General features: G+C 71.1%; 13 protein-coding genes and 1 pseudogene. 6 read left to right on the top strand and 8 right to left on the bottom strand.

Features of this window, described 5'->3' with window-relative positions:
- Positions 1–36: 36 nt before the first annotated feature.
- From AB0J74_RS16740 to AB0J74_RS16730, 3 genes are all read right to left on the bottom strand, one after another.
- Entirely contained in the window at positions 37–888 is an 852-nt protein-coding gene (locus tag AB0J74_RS16740) for a Rieske 2Fe-2S domain-containing protein (RefSeq protein WP_363448641.1), read from the bottom strand.
- Entirely contained in the window at positions 833–2638 is a 1806-nt protein-coding gene (locus tag AB0J74_RS16735; protein WP_363448640.1) for an ABC transporter ATP-binding protein, read from the bottom strand. Before AB0J74_RS16735 ends, AB0J74_RS16740 begins: the two co-directional genes overlap by 56 nt.
- A gap of 110 nt (positions 2639–2748) precedes the next feature.
- A complete protein-coding gene (locus AB0J74_RS16730) occupies positions 2749–3204 on the bottom strand; it encodes a MarR family transcriptional regulator (protein WP_363448639.1) in 456 nt (151 codons plus the stop codon).
- A 138-nt stretch (positions 3205–3342) separates the two neighbouring features.
- Between AB0J74_RS16730 and recQ the strand changes: the two are divergent.
- Positions 3343–5160: pseudogene (gene recQ / locus AB0J74_RS16725) on the top strand (DNA helicase RecQ); the annotation flags it as partial.
- A 201-nt stretch (positions 5161–5361) separates the two neighbouring features.
- Positions 5362–5763, top strand: coding sequence for a nuclear transport factor 2 family protein (locus AB0J74_RS16720; RefSeq protein WP_363448638.1), 402 nt, complete (start codon positions 5362–5364; stop codon positions 5761–5763).
- Between the two features lie 604 nt (positions 5764–6367).
- On the opposite strand, the gene AB0J74_RS16715 is transcribed toward AB0J74_RS16720, so the two are convergent.
- Entirely contained in the window at positions 6368–6634 is a 267-nt protein-coding gene (locus tag AB0J74_RS16715) for a hypothetical protein (protein ID WP_363448637.1), read from the bottom strand.
- Between the two features lie 136 nt (positions 6635–6770).
- Between AB0J74_RS16715 and AB0J74_RS16710 the strand changes: the two genes are divergently transcribed.
- A complete protein-coding gene (locus AB0J74_RS16710) occupies positions 6771–7769 on the top strand; it encodes a zinc-binding alcohol dehydrogenase family protein (protein ID WP_363448636.1) in 999 nt (332 codons plus the stop codon).
- On the opposite strand, the gene AB0J74_RS16705 is transcribed toward AB0J74_RS16710, so the two are convergent.
- Positions 7759–8808 carry a helix-turn-helix domain-containing protein gene (locus AB0J74_RS16705; protein WP_363448635.1) on the bottom strand — a complete coding sequence of 350 codons (1050 nt, stop codon included), beginning with the start codon at positions 8806–8808 and terminating at the stop codon, positions 7759–7761. The genes AB0J74_RS16710 and AB0J74_RS16705 overlap by 11 nt on opposite strands.
- A 117-nt stretch (positions 8809–8925) precedes the next feature.
- On the opposite strand from AB0J74_RS16705, the gene AB0J74_RS16700 reads away from it, so the two are divergent.
- Positions 8926–10083, top strand: coding sequence for a cytochrome P450 (locus tag AB0J74_RS16700; RefSeq protein ID WP_363448634.1), 1158 nt, complete (start codon positions 8926–8928; stop codon positions 10081–10083).
- On the opposite strand, the gene AB0J74_RS16695 is transcribed toward AB0J74_RS16700, so the two are convergent.
- The gene (locus tag AB0J74_RS16695; protein WP_363448633.1) at positions 10060–10707 is read right to left on the bottom strand and encodes a class I SAM-dependent methyltransferase; all 648 of its coding nucleotides are present in this window, start codon (positions 10705–10707) and stop codon (positions 10060–10062) included. The two genes, AB0J74_RS16700 and AB0J74_RS16695, sit on opposite strands and share 24 nt — an antisense overlap.
- 9 nt (positions 10708–10716) lie before the next feature.
- Complete coding sequence (locus AB0J74_RS16690; protein WP_363448632.1) at positions 10717–11847, bottom strand: LCP family protein; 1131 nt, start codon at positions 11845–11847, stop codon at positions 10717–10719.
- 94 nt (positions 11848–11941) lie between these two features.
- On the opposite strand from AB0J74_RS16690, the gene AB0J74_RS16685 reads away from it, so the two are divergent.
- A complete protein-coding gene (locus AB0J74_RS16685) occupies positions 11942–12787 on the top strand; it encodes a MerR family transcriptional regulator (RefSeq protein ID WP_363448631.1) in 846 nt (281 codons plus the stop codon).
- Positions 12784–13692, top strand: coding sequence for a transglutaminase-like domain-containing protein (locus AB0J74_RS16680; protein ID WP_363448630.1), 909 nt, complete (start codon positions 12784–12786; stop codon positions 13690–13692). Before AB0J74_RS16685 ends, AB0J74_RS16680 begins: the two co-directional genes overlap by 4 nt.
- Here the strand turns inward: AB0J74_RS16680 and AB0J74_RS16675 are convergent.
- Positions 13658–14764, bottom strand: coding sequence for a damage-control phosphatase ARMT1 family protein (locus AB0J74_RS16675; protein WP_363448629.1), 1107 nt, complete (start codon positions 14762–14764; stop codon positions 13658–13660). The genes AB0J74_RS16680 and AB0J74_RS16675 overlap by 35 nt on opposite strands.
- Position 14765 lies beyond the last annotated feature (1 nt).

Genomic DNA, 14765 nt, shown 5'->3' with positions numbered 1-14765 from the left:
CGGTCCAGCATTCCATGGCCGGCGAGCCGACCGCGGTTACGGCAGGTTGGCCTCGACCACGTCGTTGACCACGCGGGTACGCAGCACCGGCTGATCGCTGCCGGCCGGACCGTGCATGACCAGGCCGTCGTTGAGCCGGAACGTGCTGCCGTGCCAGGGACATTCGACGCACGCGTCGCCGTCGATGTCGACCACCCGGCCCTCGCCGAGCGGACCGGTCTCGTGGCCGCAGCGCTCCAGCAGCACCGAGACCCGGTCGCCGTCGCGGTAGACCAGCACCGGCACCTCGCCGATGCTGCGGGCGACCGGCATTCCGTGCGGCAGCGCGCTGAGGTCGGCGACCGGGTGCCAGCCGTCGCTGATCCGGTGCAGTTCGGCCGCGGCCGTGTTGACCTGTGCGCCCTGGGCGTAGGCGAGGTGGCCGCCGAGGAAGGCACCCAGGTTGACCGCCCCGAACCCGGCGAACCCGAGCCACCGCCCGCGTTGGTGGTTGCCGTTGAGCCGGGAGACGAGCGATGCGGCGTAGAGCCCGGCCGCGACCGCGTTGGACGCCAGGTGCACCAGGCCGACCCGGCGCTGCTCCTTGTCGAGTTCGGCCCAGTCGTTGGCGCCGGCCAGGGCGGTCAGCGGCGAGCTGGCGACACCCAGGCCGACCATAGTGGTCGCGGCCACTTCCTGGCCGCGAATCAGATCAAGGATGCTGGCACTGGTGTACGAACCGACGGTGAACATCGCCAGCGCTGGGTGGAGCGGGTGGCCGAGTTGCACGCCGTGCAGGGCGTCGCGCAGGAAGCGGGGTTTGAGCACCGCCTGCAGGCCACGCTGAAGTGGATCACTGATCCGGTCGAGACCGGACGCCTGTTCGAGTCTGGTCAGCAACTGCCTCATCAACTGGGGATTCCCCGGCCCCGGCGGCCCAAACGCCCGGCCCGGGCGCCGCTGCCAAGCGGGCGTAGCGGCCGCCCAGCTTGATCAACTCATCGTGCCGGCCGCGCTCGACGATCCGGCCGCGGTCGAGCACCACGATCTGGTCGGCGTGCCGGACGGTGGACAGCCGGTGTGCGATCGCGATCGTCGTGCGGCCTTTGGACAGCTCGTCGAGGGCCGCTTGCACCGCCCGCTCGGTCTCGTTGTCGAGCGCGCTGGTCGCCTCGTCGAGCACCAGCACCGGCGGGTCACGCAGCAGCATCCGGGCGATCGCCAGACGTTGCCGCTCGCCACCGGAGAAGCGGTGGCCGCGGGCACCGACCACGGTGTCGTATCCCTCGGGCAGCGACTCGACCAGATCGTGGATCCTGGCTGCCCGGCAGGCCGCCTCGATCTGCTCCTGGCTCGCGTCGGGCGCGGCGAACAGCAGGTTGGCCCGCACCGTGTCGTGGAACAGGTAGGTGTCCTGGGAGACCAGCCCGACCGCGCCGGCGATCGCGTCGAGGCGCAGGTCGCGCAGGTCGACGCCGTCGATCCGGATCGCGCCGCGGCCGGGGTCGACGAGCCGGGCAGCCAGGTAACCGAGCGTCGTCTTGCCGGAGCCGGTCTCACCGACCAGCGCGGTCGTGGTGCCGGCCGGCACGTGCAGGTCGATGCCGTCGAGCGTCCACGCCTGGTCGTCGGCGTAACGGAACGCGACGCCCTCGAACCGCACCTCGCCGGCCACCGTCGGCAGCGCGCGGGCGTCGGGCTTCTCGGTGATGTCGACGGGTTCGTCGAGCACCTCGAAGATCCGGCCGAACAACGCCATCGAGGTCGACACCTGCAGGCCAAGACCCTGCAGCGCGCTGGCCGGGCCGACCAGGCGGTTGAGCATGCTGGTGAACGCGACCGCGGTGCCGATCGAGATGATCACCGCGCCGTGTGCGAAGGCGAGCCCGGCCACCCAGTAGACGACAGCCGGCACCATGGTCAGGCTGGCCCGCCGGGTCGACAGCAGCCATTTGCCGCTCATCGCCGCGCGCATCTCGCTGTCGGCCACCGCTTTGGACTCGGCGGTGAACCGCTCGGCCAGCGCGGCCCGCCGCCCCATCGTGGTGGCGAGCATCATGCCGGCCACCGAGAGTCCTTCTTCGACGATCGAGGTCAGGTTGGCCAGCTGACCCTGCCGGCGGCGGGCGATCCGGCGCCGCTGGCCACCGAGCCGGATCGCGGCCAGCAGAAACAGCGGGACGACCAGCAGGCAGATCAGCGCCAGCTTCCAACTCATGATCAGGGCTGCGACGGCGACGGCGGCCGCGCTCGTCGCGTTCTGCACGGCGGTGGCCGCGGTGTTGGCGACCACGTTCTCCACGCCGCCGACGTCGTTGGCGATCCGCGACTGGAGCTCGCCCGGGCGGGTGCGCACGTAGTAGAGCAGCGACATCCGCTGCAGATGCGTGAAGACCCGGACCCGCAACTCGTGCATGACCCGCTGGCCGATCAGGTTGGCCAGCCAGGTGGTCAGCACGCCGAGCCCGGCACCGACCAGAGCCGCGACGATCATGCCGGCGGCGAGGTAGGAGATCAGCGTCGCGTTCTTCTCCGGCAGGCCGCGGTCGATGATCGCGCGGAGCAGGAACGGTGAGACGACGTTGACCGCGCCGACCAGGCACGCGGAGACGACCAGGGCGACGACCCACCAGCGGTGGGCGCGGAAAAGTGCGGTCACCCTCCGCAAGGGAGGGCGGACGTCGGGCTCTTCGGCCCGGCCCTGTGCGCTCCTTCGAGCGGGTCGCGCACGGCCGCGCGTATCCCCTGCTGGTGGTGTTCGTGTCTGGGTCATGGCTCGGCTCGGACCGGTGGGTCACCGGCGGCGGCCAGCCGCTCCAGCAGGCCGGCGGCGATCGTCAGCAGGTCACGTTCGGCATCGGTGAGCTCGCTCGCGATGAGCTCGGCGGCGAAGAGGTGGCGCGGGCGCATCTCCTCGCCCAGGGCGGCGCGGCCACCGACGGTGATGGTGATGAGTGACTGGCGGCCGTCGCTCGGGTCGGGCGTGCGGGCGATCCGGCCGCGTTCCTGCAGTGCGGCGAGCACCCGGGTGAGCGTTTGCGGCTTGGCGCGCAGGCGCTCGGCGATCTCACCGGGCGTCATCGCGCCGTGCCGGTAGAGCTGACCGAGCACCGCCGTCTGGGTCAAGGTCAGCAGGCCGGCGCGCTTGGACCGGACCCGTTCGGTGTAGGCCGCGACGCCGGCGTTGATCCGGCGCGCGATGTCCACCTCAAAGTCCGTACGCACCTGCTTACGATATCCCTCCTGGACGAGCGGTCAAGGCCCCGATTTTGTACGCTCATGCGTATCGATTGATTTATCCACAGGCAGAAATGCGCCGGGCCGCCGGCCCCATAGAATCGCCGGGTGGCGACGTCAGCGGAGATGGTGGGGGCCGCGCCGGTTGAGGTGCTCCGGCGGCTCTTCGGCTACGACACGTTCCGCAACCAGCAGGCCGAGATCATCGACCGGCTCGTGAGCGGGGGCGATGCGCTGGTCCTGATGCCGACCGGCGGCGGCAAGTCGCTGTGCTACCAGATTCCGGCGATCGTCCGTCCCGGTGTCGGGGTGGTGATCTCGCCGCTGATCGCGCTGATGCAGGACCAGGTCGACGCGCTGCGGGCGCTCGGCGTGCGGGCCGGGTTCATCAACTCGACCCAGGAGTGGAGCGAGCGGCGCGAGATGGAGGCCGCGTTCGTCGGCGGCGACCTCGACCTGCTCTACCTGGCGCCCGAGGCGCTCGGCTCGCCCAACACGATGCGCCTGCTCGAGCGCGGGCGGATAGCCCTGTTCGCGATCGACGAGGCACACTGCGTGGCCCAGTGGGGCCACGACTTCCGCCCTGACTACCTGGGCCTGTCGGTCCTACATGAACGCTGGCCCGACGTCCCCCGGATCGCGCTCACCGCGACGGCGACCACGGCGACCCGCGACGAGATCGCCACCCGGCTCAACCTGACCGACGCACAGCGGTTCGTGGCCAGCTTCGACCGGCCCAACATCCAATACCGCATCGTGCCGAAGAAGAGCCCGACCACCCAGTTGCTCGATTTCCTGCGCACCGAGCACAAGGGCGACGCCGGCATCGTCTACTGCCTGTCCCGCGCGTCGGTCGAGCGCACGGCGGAATTGCTCGTCGCCAACGGCATCCAGGCCCTGCCCTACCACGCGGGCCTCGACGCGGTGACCCGCGCGGGCAACCAGTCGCGCTTCCTGCGCGAAGACGGCCTGGTGATGGTCGCGACGATCGCGTTCGGCATGGGCATCGACAAGCCCGACGTGCGCTTCGTCGCCCACCTCGACCTGCCCAAGTCGGTGGAGGGTTACTACCAGGAGACGGGCCGCGCCGGCCGCGACGGGTTGCCGTCGACGGCGTGGCTGGCCTACGGCCTGCAAGACGTGGTCCAGCAACGCAAGATGATCGAAACGTCCGACGCCGACCGCACCCGCCGCCGCGCGCTGGCCGCCCATCTCGACGCGATGCTCGCCCTGTGCGAGACGGTCTCGTGCCGGCGGGCGCAGATGCTGGCCTATTTCGGCGAGCCCGGCGAGTCCCAGTGCGGCAACTGCGACACCTGTCTGACCCCACCGTCGTCTTTCGACGGCACGATCGCCGCGCAGAAGTTGCTGTCCGCGGTGCTCCGCCTCGACCGCGAACGCAACCAACGCTTCGGCGCCGGCCAGGTGATCGACATCCTGCTCGGCCGCCAGACCGACAAGGTCACCCGCTTCCGCCACGACCAACTCAGCGTCTTCGGCATCGGCACCGAGTTGTCCGAGGCCGAGTGGCGCGGTGCGGTCCGCCAACTGCTGGCCCAGGGCCTGCTCGCGGTCGAGGGCGACTACGGCACGCTGCTGCTGACAGACGCGAGCCGGTCCGTGCTCAGCAAGGAACGCCAGGTCATGCTGCGCCGCGATCCACCCAAGACCCCTCGGCAGTCAGCGCGCGCGGCAACCCCGAAGGCCGCGGCCGCCGCGGCGACGCTGTCCGGCGACGCGGTCGGCACCTTCGAGCGCCTCCGTGCGTGGCGCGCCGCGACGGCCAAGGAGCAGGGCGTCCCGGCGTACGTCATCTTCCACGACGCCACGCTGCGCCAGTTCGCCAACGACGGCCCGCGCACCTTGGCCGAGCTGGGCAAGGTCAGCGGCGTGGGCGAGAACAAACTCGCCAAATACGGCCAGCAGGTGCTCGACGTCCTGGCCGAGTCCCTGCCCGCCGCCGTCCCCGCCCCCGCCGCTGCCCGTGCCCCCGTCGCTTCTGCGGCGGCCGACGACGACCTGTGGGGCGGCGACGACCTGACCGAGCCCGCCGAGTTCGAGTAGGCAGCTCGCCGTAGACAAAATGAGTCTCGACTCACTATCGTCGGTTTCCTGAGTCGTCACTCACCTTGTGGAGGTCGGACCGTGCCCACCACCCCACGCGACCTGTTCGAGCAGATGCGCCAGCACTGGTTCGGCGGCGTCGCACCGCTGACCGGCGACCTACTGGCCGAAGACGTGGTCATCGAGACACCCTTCGCGGCGGGCGGTCCACACCGGATCGAGGGCCGCCAGCAGTTCCTCGACTTCGCCAACCCCCAGCGCGCGGCCTTCCCCGTCCGCTTCGACGCCTGCCACACGACGGCCATCCACGACACCACCGACCCCGACACGATCATCGTCGAATACGAACTCACCGGAACGTCGACCACCACCGCCCGGCAGGCGACGGCGGCCTTCATCGCGGTCCTCACGGCCCGCAACGGCAAGATCGCTCGCTGGCGCGAATACCAGAACACCTTGGCCATCCAGCAGGCGCTCGCCTGAACCATCGGCTGCTCGGCCCGGGTTAACGCTGACCACGGCCGTGCCCGAGCGATAAAGCGCTGCGCTGCCAGGTCCGCCGCCGCTGCCAGGTCCGCCGCCATGGCCAGGTCCGCCGCCGCCACCGCCACCCGGGGCGACTCCGACCCGTGGGTGCTCTCGGCGCGTACATGTTCTTGCATGTGGCTACATGCCAGAACATGTACGGCTCAAACGACACCCAACGTCCGGGAGCCGCCTGTCTCCTCGGCGGCCCTGCAACACAGCAGCGGGCCCGTCCGCCGCCCGGCTTGCAAGCAATACGGGGAGCCGGGCGGCGCGCCGCTTTCAGACCGCAAGGCCGCCTGGAAATTGGGCCCAGGGCCGCGCGGCTCCCCACGCCGCATGCCCCGCACAGCCGCCAGCTACGTAGTGCTCAGGGCCGCGCGGCGCTCGCGGTGGCGACGTGCCTCAGGCCGCACGGAGACGCGGCGGGTAAGTGTTTGTTGCTGAGGGCCGTGCGGCTCCTCACGCCGCAAGCCCGCGCGGCCGCCAGCTACGTAGTGCTCAGCGCCGCGCGGTGCTCGCGGTGGCGACGTGCCTCAGGCCTCACGAAAACGCGGCGGGGTCAGTGTTTGTTGCGGAGGGCCGCGCTGCGTTCGCGGAGTTCCGTCTCGTCGATCTCGCCTCGGGCGTAGCGTTCGGCCAGGGTTTGTTCGCCGGCGTGGCGGGCGCTCTGCATCGGCGAGCGGCGCCAGATGACGTAGCCGATCGTCGAGAGGACCAGCACCCAGAACAGGATCGGGAAGACGATCCACCAGCCGGGGCCACCGTGGTTCCAGGGTCCGTTGTGCCATGCGGGGTCGGCGGCGTAGGTCGTGACCTGTGCCAACATCGTGAGCTCCTCCTCTTAGGGAACCGGTACGTTCCGACGGTCCCGCGGCCGCGCCCGCGCGGCGTCGTCCGCCGAGCGGCATTCGGCCTACGCAGTGGAGCGCAGGACGGCACGGAAGCAGAGCTACGGTGAATTGATGGGTGATCTCATGCACGCGGTCGGTTACCGCAAGCCGTTGCCCGTCGACGATCCGGAGAGCCTGGTCGACGCCGAGGTACCGGTGCCCACGCCGGCGGCGCACGAACTGCTCGTGCGGGTGGAGGCGATCTCGGTCAACCCGGCCGACGTCAAGACCCGCAGGCAGGCCGACCCGCACGGCTTTCGGATTCTCGGCAACGACGCCGCCGGGGTGGTCGTCGCCAACGGACCCAACGTGAGCCGGTTCGTGGTCGGTGACGAGGTCTACTACGCGGGGCGGATCGACCGGCCGGGCAGCGCGGCCGGGTATCAGGTGGTCAACGAGAACATTGTCGGGCACAAGCCGGCCAGTATCGACTTCGGCGACGCGGCCGCGCTGCCGTTGACCACCATCACTGCGTGGGAGATCCTGTTCGACCACTTTGGACTCCAACCGGGTGACGCCGGCACGTTGTTGGTGATCGGGGCGGCCGGTGGCGTCGGATCGATGGTGCTGCAGCTCGCCCGGGCCCGCACCCGCCTCACCGTGCTCGGCACCGCCGGGCGGGGCGAGTCACAGAAGTGGGCCACCGAGATGGGTGCGCACCACATCGTCGACCGGCACGACCTTGTGGACTCGGTGCACGCCGTGGCGCCCGACGGCGTCGACTACATCGTGAGCCCGTTCTCCCGTGGCAACATCGACAACTACGCGGCGGTGATCCGGCCGTTCGGGCACATCGCGGCGATCGACGAGCCCACCGGGCTCGACCTGCTCCCGCTCAAGCCGAAGAGCGTCGCCTGGCACTGGGAGCTGATGTTCACCCGGCCGATCCTGCTGCCCGAGGATCCCTACCAGCACGAGCTGCTGGAGAAGACGGCGAAGCTGGTCAACGCCGGCAAGGTTCGCAGCACGGCGACCACCCGCCTCGGGCCGCTCAACGCCGAGACGCTGCGGGACGCGCACGCCCGGGTGGAGAGTTCCGCCACGATCGGCAAGGTGGTGGTCACCCGGTAGCCGCCTCGGCCGCCGCGTGGCAGGCGCCGTAGCCCTCGGCGCGGGCGACCACGCGGCCGTCGCGGACCAGGACCGCCGCCTGGGTCGTGTCGCTCACCGCGGGCAGGCCCGCCGCCGCGGCCAGCGCACCCGCGTCGTCGTGCAGCACCCGCAGGCGCGGCAGCGCCGCCGGTGGGAACGCCTCCCGCAGGCAACCCGCGACCTCGGCCAGGGCCAGCCGGGCCAATGGAGCGAGTTCGTCCGGCGAGCTGGTCACCAGCGCGACCGTGACCGGGACGCCCGCCGGTGCCGCGCGGACCGCCTCCTCGACCGACGCCAACCGGTGCAGGCCGAGGATCGCCACCACGCCGCCGGTCGGCGCGCCCGCCGGGGGTGACCAGCGCTCGTCGACGGGGCGGGCCTTGACGGCGTAGGGAAGGTGCGGCGGCAGCCAGGCGTCGTCGAGGTCGAGGTCGGCCAGCCGGGCGCAGGCCCGGACCACGTCGAACGGCTCCAGGAAGCCCGGCGCAGCCGCCGCGAGTTGGCTGGCACCGTGCAATGTGGTCAGTGCCGTCTCGGCCACCCGGACCCGGCGGCCGGTGCGGGTGCGCAGGTCGGCGAACGCCAGGTTCTCCAGGGCCAGGCCGAGCAGCAGGGCGTTGAGCTTCAGAAGTTGGGCGTACGGCAACCGGATCTGCTCGTCGGCCATGATCTCCGGCAGCACGTCGGCGCCCAGCCGCGCGGGCGAACGCTCGTCGTCGGTGGACAAGGGCAGCCGGGCGACCCAGGTGCGGGCGAACGCCGCCAGCGCCTCGCCGGGCGTTGTCGCGGACGGTGCGGAATCCGGCTCCGTCACCGCTGCCTCCGCCAGCACAGCGAAGTAGAGGGCGCGCTTGCCGGGGAAGTTGGAGTAGACCGCGCCCCGGGTGAGTTCGGCCCGCTCGGCGATCGCGTCGATCTTGGCCGCCCGGAAGCCGCGTTCGATGAACTCGGCGCGCGCCGCGGCCAGCACCTTCGAACGGTTGTGCTCCTGCGCCTCGGCCCGGCTGAGCCTCGCCATCCCACTCCCGTCGCACGCTCGGGCGGCACCAGGGCTGGCGCCGCCGCGGATGTCCGTGTCAAGATATCGCCACCATTCAGATGATGAGAACATCTGACCCTAACATCCGAGGATCCGATGACCGCCACGATCCAACTCGCCGATCCGGAACTGACGCGCGACCCCGTCAAGGGGTACGGACGGGCCCGCGACCAGGCCCCGATCGCCGCGCTGGTGGCATCGGGCCTGCCCCGGATGTGGGCGGTGACCCGGCACGCCGAGGCCCGGGCCATGCTGGCCGATCCGCGGTTCGCGCTCGGCGACGACAGCTTCCAGCGCCTCGACGTGCCCGCGCACTGCCGCCCCCACCTGCGCACGATGCAGCACCTCGAGGGCGACGAGCATGCCCGCCTCCGGCGGCTGGTGACGCCCGAGTTCTCCGCGCGCCGCGCCGCCGAGTTCCGCCCCACCGTGCAGCGCATCGTCGATACCCTGCTCGACGACCTCGCCCGGGCCGCCGACCCGGACGGCACCGTCGACCTCCTGCGCGACTTCGCGACCCCGCTGCCGATGGAGGTGATCTGCGAGCTGGTCGGTGTGCCCGACCACGACCGTCCACAGTGGCGCACGCACGGGCAGGCGATCGCCGCGGGACACGGCAAGGCCTTCACCGAAGCGATCCCCGCCATCATCGAGGCGGCGCGGAACGCCGTCGACCGCAAGCAGCCGGCCGACGACCTGATCAGCCGCCTACAGGGAACCGGCCATCAGCTCACCGACACGGAACTGGTCACCTTCGTCTGGCACCTGGTGCTCGCCGGCCAGACGCCGACCAACCTGATCGCCAACGCCGTGCCGGTGCTGCTCGACCACCCTGACCAGCGAACGGCCATGACCGGCGGCCGAGCGCCGGGTGCGGTCGACGAGCTGATCCGCTGGTGCGGCCCGCAGCTGCTGGCCATCCCCCGCCGGGCCCAGGAAGACGTCGAGCTGTGCGGCGAGCCGGTCAAGAAGGGCGAGCCGGTGACCGCACTGCTCGCCGCGGCCAACCGGGACCCGCGCGCCTTCGCCGACCCGGAGCGCTTCGACGTGCACCGCGCGCCCAACAACCACCTCGGCTTCGCACACGGACCGCACTTGTGCCTGGGCGCACCGCTGGCCCGGCTCCAGACCGAGGTGGCGCTGACCACTCTGTTCCACCGCTACCCGCGGCTGGCCGTCACGTCAGAAGCCGGCCGCATCCCCGACCCGGCCACCTGGCGCCTGAACGGACTACGCGTGCAGCTGGGCGAGTAGATAGCACCGCCGGCTCGGATACTCCACATCGGGCAGTGGCGAGCGCTCCGTCGTGGCCGACACGACGAAACCGGCCGCCACCAGGTCGGCGACCACGTCGGCAGGATCGAGGTAGAACGAGTCAAGATCCACGGCGGCCCCGAACCACGAGTCGAGGTGCTGCACGGAGCCGGCCGGCTTGCCGTCGGCCGAGACGTGGAAGGAGACCAGCACCCACCCGCCCGGCGCCAACACCCGGGCGAACGAGCGAAAGGCCGAGGCCCGCTCCGCCGGCGTCAAGTGGATGATCGAGTAGAACGCCACGATGCCGGACCAGGCGTCGTCGGCGACCGGCAGGTCGAGCATCGAGCCGACCTCGAAGCTGAGCCCCGGCGCCGCGCCGCGGGCGATCTCCACCATCGCCGGCGACAGGTCGACGCCGACCACCGCACGGTGCCGGGCGGCCAGGTAGCGGGTGACGTGCCCCGGGCCGCAGCCGACGTCGGCCACGATCCCGGGGCTCAGCTCGAGGAGCACGTCGAGCAGCGCGCGGTCGACCGGCTTGCCGGTCAGTTCGTCGCGCAACGCCGCGTCGTAGGCGGCGGCCACCGCGTCGTACGTGGCACGGATCCGGCTTTCCGTCATTCCCGGATGCTACTTGTTGACGAATTCCGGATGGCCAGCCATGAACGCGTCGACGGTGTCGCCCCGCACCGCCGCGAAGAACTGCTTCGCGTCGGCGTTCAGCTCCTCGCCGGCGTAACCACCGCCGGACTTGTAGATCGTGCGCCCGGTCAGCTTGACCATCGTGATCGAGTCTTGCCGCATGCCCTTGAGCGCGAAGGCGAACTCGGTCACGCTGTGCCCGCGCCCGTTGAACACCAGCGACTCCCCCGCCGCCCGGATCACCCGGTCGAGCTTGGGCAGGTCGGTGATCACGTCCTTGCTCAGCGCCTGCTGTGCCATCGCCTTGACGAACTGCTGCTGGTGCCGCTGCCGGCCGTAGTCGCCACCCTTGACGCTGTAGCGCTGCCGTACGTAATCGAGCGCCTGCCAGCCTTTGAACTTATGGGTGCCCTTGGTGTATTTGGCCTGCGGCCCGTAGTAGGGGTGTTCGTCGCCGGAGCCGTCGTTGGGGCGATGGGTGCCGTCGGGCTTGAGGTGCTCGGAATAGACGACATCCTGGTCGACCGTCATCGTGACGCCGCCCATCGCGTCGACGATCTTCTTGAAGCCGTTGAAGTTGACGATCGCGCCGGCGTCGAACCGCTTGATGCCGGTGTAACCGCTGACCGTGTTGGACAGCAACTCGAAGCCCTTCGCCCGGTCGGGCACCTTGCCGGAGGGCACCTTGCTGCCGAAGGCCATGGCCGCGTTGAGCTTGTCGCGGCGACCGTCGAAGCCGGTCTTCGGGAACGGCGGGATGTCGACCAGCAGGTCGCGCGGCAGCGAGAACAGATAGCCCCGGTCGAGCCCGGCCGGGATGTGCATGATCATGATCGAGTCGGCCAGCGGCTGCTGCGTCTCCTCCCGCGGGTCGATGCCGACCAGCAGGATGTTGAGTGGGCCCTTGATGTCGCTCTTGGCCTCGACCTCGGTGCCCTCGCCGAACAGGTCCTCGGTGGTGACCGCGCCCTCGTAGCGGGCCAGCAGCGCCTGCGAGGTGACGATCAGGCCGCCGCTGACGACCATCAGGATGGCGCCGGCGATCACGCAGACCCGCGCCCAGCGCGGGACGGTCGACGGCTTGCGTTTCGGTTCGGGCTTCTCGATCTCCTCCGGCATCGCGGCCTCCCCGCCTCATTAAAGAGACGCATCCGGATACCCACTTCGTTGCGCTCTTTACCTTGACCCTTGGGCAAGGTGAAGACTGGCGGTCATGGACGTGCGCGACCTGACCATCGGCGAGTTCGGCCGGCGGACCGGTTTGTCGGCAAAAGCGCTTCGCCTGTACGAGGTCTCCGGCCTCCTCCGACCGGCCAGCGTCGACCCCGCCACCGGCTACCGCCGCTACAGCGTGGAACAGGTGGAGCGGGCCCGCCGGATCAGCCTGCTGCGCCAGATCGACATGCCGCTCGCCGTGGTGGCCGAGGTGCTCGCCGGCTCCGACACCGAGGCGGCGATCCGGCTCGACCGTTGGTGGCAGGCCCGGGAGGCGCAGGTGCGGTCGCACCGGGCGAGCGCCGATTACCTGCGGGCCCAGCTCACCCGGTCGGGTCCGCCGCGGACGCCGTACCCGATCAGGTTGATCGACCGCCCCAGGCTGAAGGTCGCCGCGATCACCAGCGAGTGTGACCAGCAGTCGCTGGTGCCGACGACGCTGGCCCGCGCTGCGGAGATCGACACCTACCTGCGGGCAGCCGGCGCCGAACCGGTCGGCGAGCGGTGGATCCTGTTCCACGGCCACGTCACGCCCGACAGCGAGGCCACGGTCGAGATCGGCCTGCCGTTCACCGGCAGCGTCGAGCCGACCGACGACATCCTCATCCGGATCGAGCCGGCGCAGACCCTCGCGGCGGCCACGGTGACCCGCGGCGACTGCTTCTACCCCAAGATCATGCTGGCGTACGACGACGTCGAGGACCATCTGCGCGACACCGGGCTGGTGACGACCGGCGCGCCCCGGGAGATCTATTTCGCCGAGTGGCGCGACATCACCGACACCGACCCGTTCATGCACGTGGCGATCCCAGTCGAGACCACAATGGAGAGTGAGGACCGATGAACCACACGCGGCAGACCGCGTTCAGTGACCCCGGCGGCTACGCGACCCTGTTCGACAAGCTGCCCACCGACCCGCGCGAGCTGATGGCCGTGGTGCGCAACGTGGTCACGCACTACCGCGACCCCAACGTCACGCTGCCGCCCGAGCACGCCGACGACATCAACCACCGCTGGATCGACCGGCTGCTGGCGACCGACCAGGAGCGACACGACGCACCGCTGGAAGCGCCCCGTGCCGCCGCCGAGCGGGTCGGCGGTTGCTGCCGCGACTTCTCGCTGCTCGCCGTCTCGGCACTGCGCCACCAGGGCGTGCCGGCCCGGGTCCGGATCGGCTTCGCCGACTATTTCTTCGTGCCCGGCTGGCACCACGACCACGTCGTCGCCGACTACTGGAACGGCAGCCGCTGGGTGCTCGCCGACCCGCAGATCGGCCCCGGCGACTGGCCGTTCGACCCCGACGACATGCCCCGGCCCGACGGCGCCGGCACCCCGTTCGCGACCGCCGCGGCGGTGTGGACCGCCTACCGGCGGGGCGAGATCGACCCCGAGACCTACGGCGTCGACCCGTCGATGCCGATCCGCGGCGCCTCGTTCATCCGCAGCTACGTGATCGCCGAACTCGCCGCCCTCCAGGGTGACGAGGTGCTGCTCTGGGACGTCTGGGGCGACATGACCGAGACCTTCGACGAGGCCGGCGCGGCACTCGCCGACGAGATCGCCGCCCTGCTGCTGGCCGCCGACGACGGCGACGACGGTGCGTCGGACGAGCTGGCCCGGCGCTACGCGGCCGACGACCGGCTCAACCCCCGCGGCCGGGTCACCTGCCTGTCGCCGACCGGCGAGGTGCTCCTGGTCGACCTGGCCACCCGGGTCAGCGCGCCTGCACCATCCCGTGCCGGCCACTGACCCGCCAGCGCGGCTCCGCGGCGTCGAGGCCGGCGACGGTAGCCGGGTCGAGCCCGACCACCACCTCCGACTTGCAGGTCCGTAGCGCGACGACCGGCACGCCCAGGTCGGTGGCCGCGGCGCGGATCGGCGTCGTCGGGTCCCAGTCGCGGTCGCCGACCAACCGGCGGTAGTTGAGGTCACCCTTGGCGACGACCACCCGGTGCCCGGCCAGGTCGGCGCGCAGGTCCGCGGGCATGGCGCCGAAGTCGAGCGGTGCACACCAGAATGCGTGTGTACGCACGGCCACGCGCGAGTCCAGCGGCCGGCCCAGCCGCGCGGCAGCGGCGTCCACATCGGATGCCGTCGCGTCGGACACGTAGTAGGGCACGGGTTTGACGTGCAGGGTGATCCGGTCGGCCAGGCCGGTGTCGAGCAGCCAGTTGGCCAGCACCAGGTCGGCCATCACCTCGCGGCCGCCGTTGTCGGCGATCAGGCAGACCGCGCCGGGCCCGCCGGCCAACTCGGTCAGCAGCCGCGCCGTGTCGTCGACCAGCAACTCGGCATTGGCGTCGCCCCCGTCCGGCTCCTGCAACCGGAAGCTGATGTCGGCCCGGTTGCCGAACACGGCGGCTTTCACCACGGTGGCGAGCCCGGCCGCGTCGGGCTCCCGGCCCAGCGCCGCGACCCAGGCGAAGTCGCCGTCCAGCCCGGGGTCGGCGAACTCGGCGTCCTTCATCGGGCGGAACGGGTCGACGCCGAGCCACGGACCCGGGCGGAAGTAGTCGACGGCGTCCAGGATCCGGCGGTAGAAGTAGCTTTCCGCCCAGAGGAACGGCGCGTCGGCCCAGGGGCGACCGACGTGGCCGCGGTCCCAGGCGGCCCAGTCGGGCAGGTCGGGCGCGTCGTCGGGCAGCGGCCGGATCTCCCCGGTCAGCGACTCGTCGAGCAGTGCGCCCAGGGCCGCCCGCTGCGCCGCGGAGTAGGGGTGCGCGGCGGCCACCCGGTCGATCAGGGTCGGATGGCGCTGGTGGAAGACCTCCCGGGCATACCGTCCCGGCGTTCCGACGAGCAGCTCTGGGGGTGTGCGCACC

This window comes from Asanoa sp. NPDC049573 (genome assembly GCF_040676615.1).
Taxonomy (GTDB): domain Bacteria; phylum Actinomycetota; class Actinomycetes; order Mycobacteriales; family Micromonosporaceae; genus Asanoa.
This window is presented reverse-complemented; position numbering and strand designations above follow the sequence as displayed.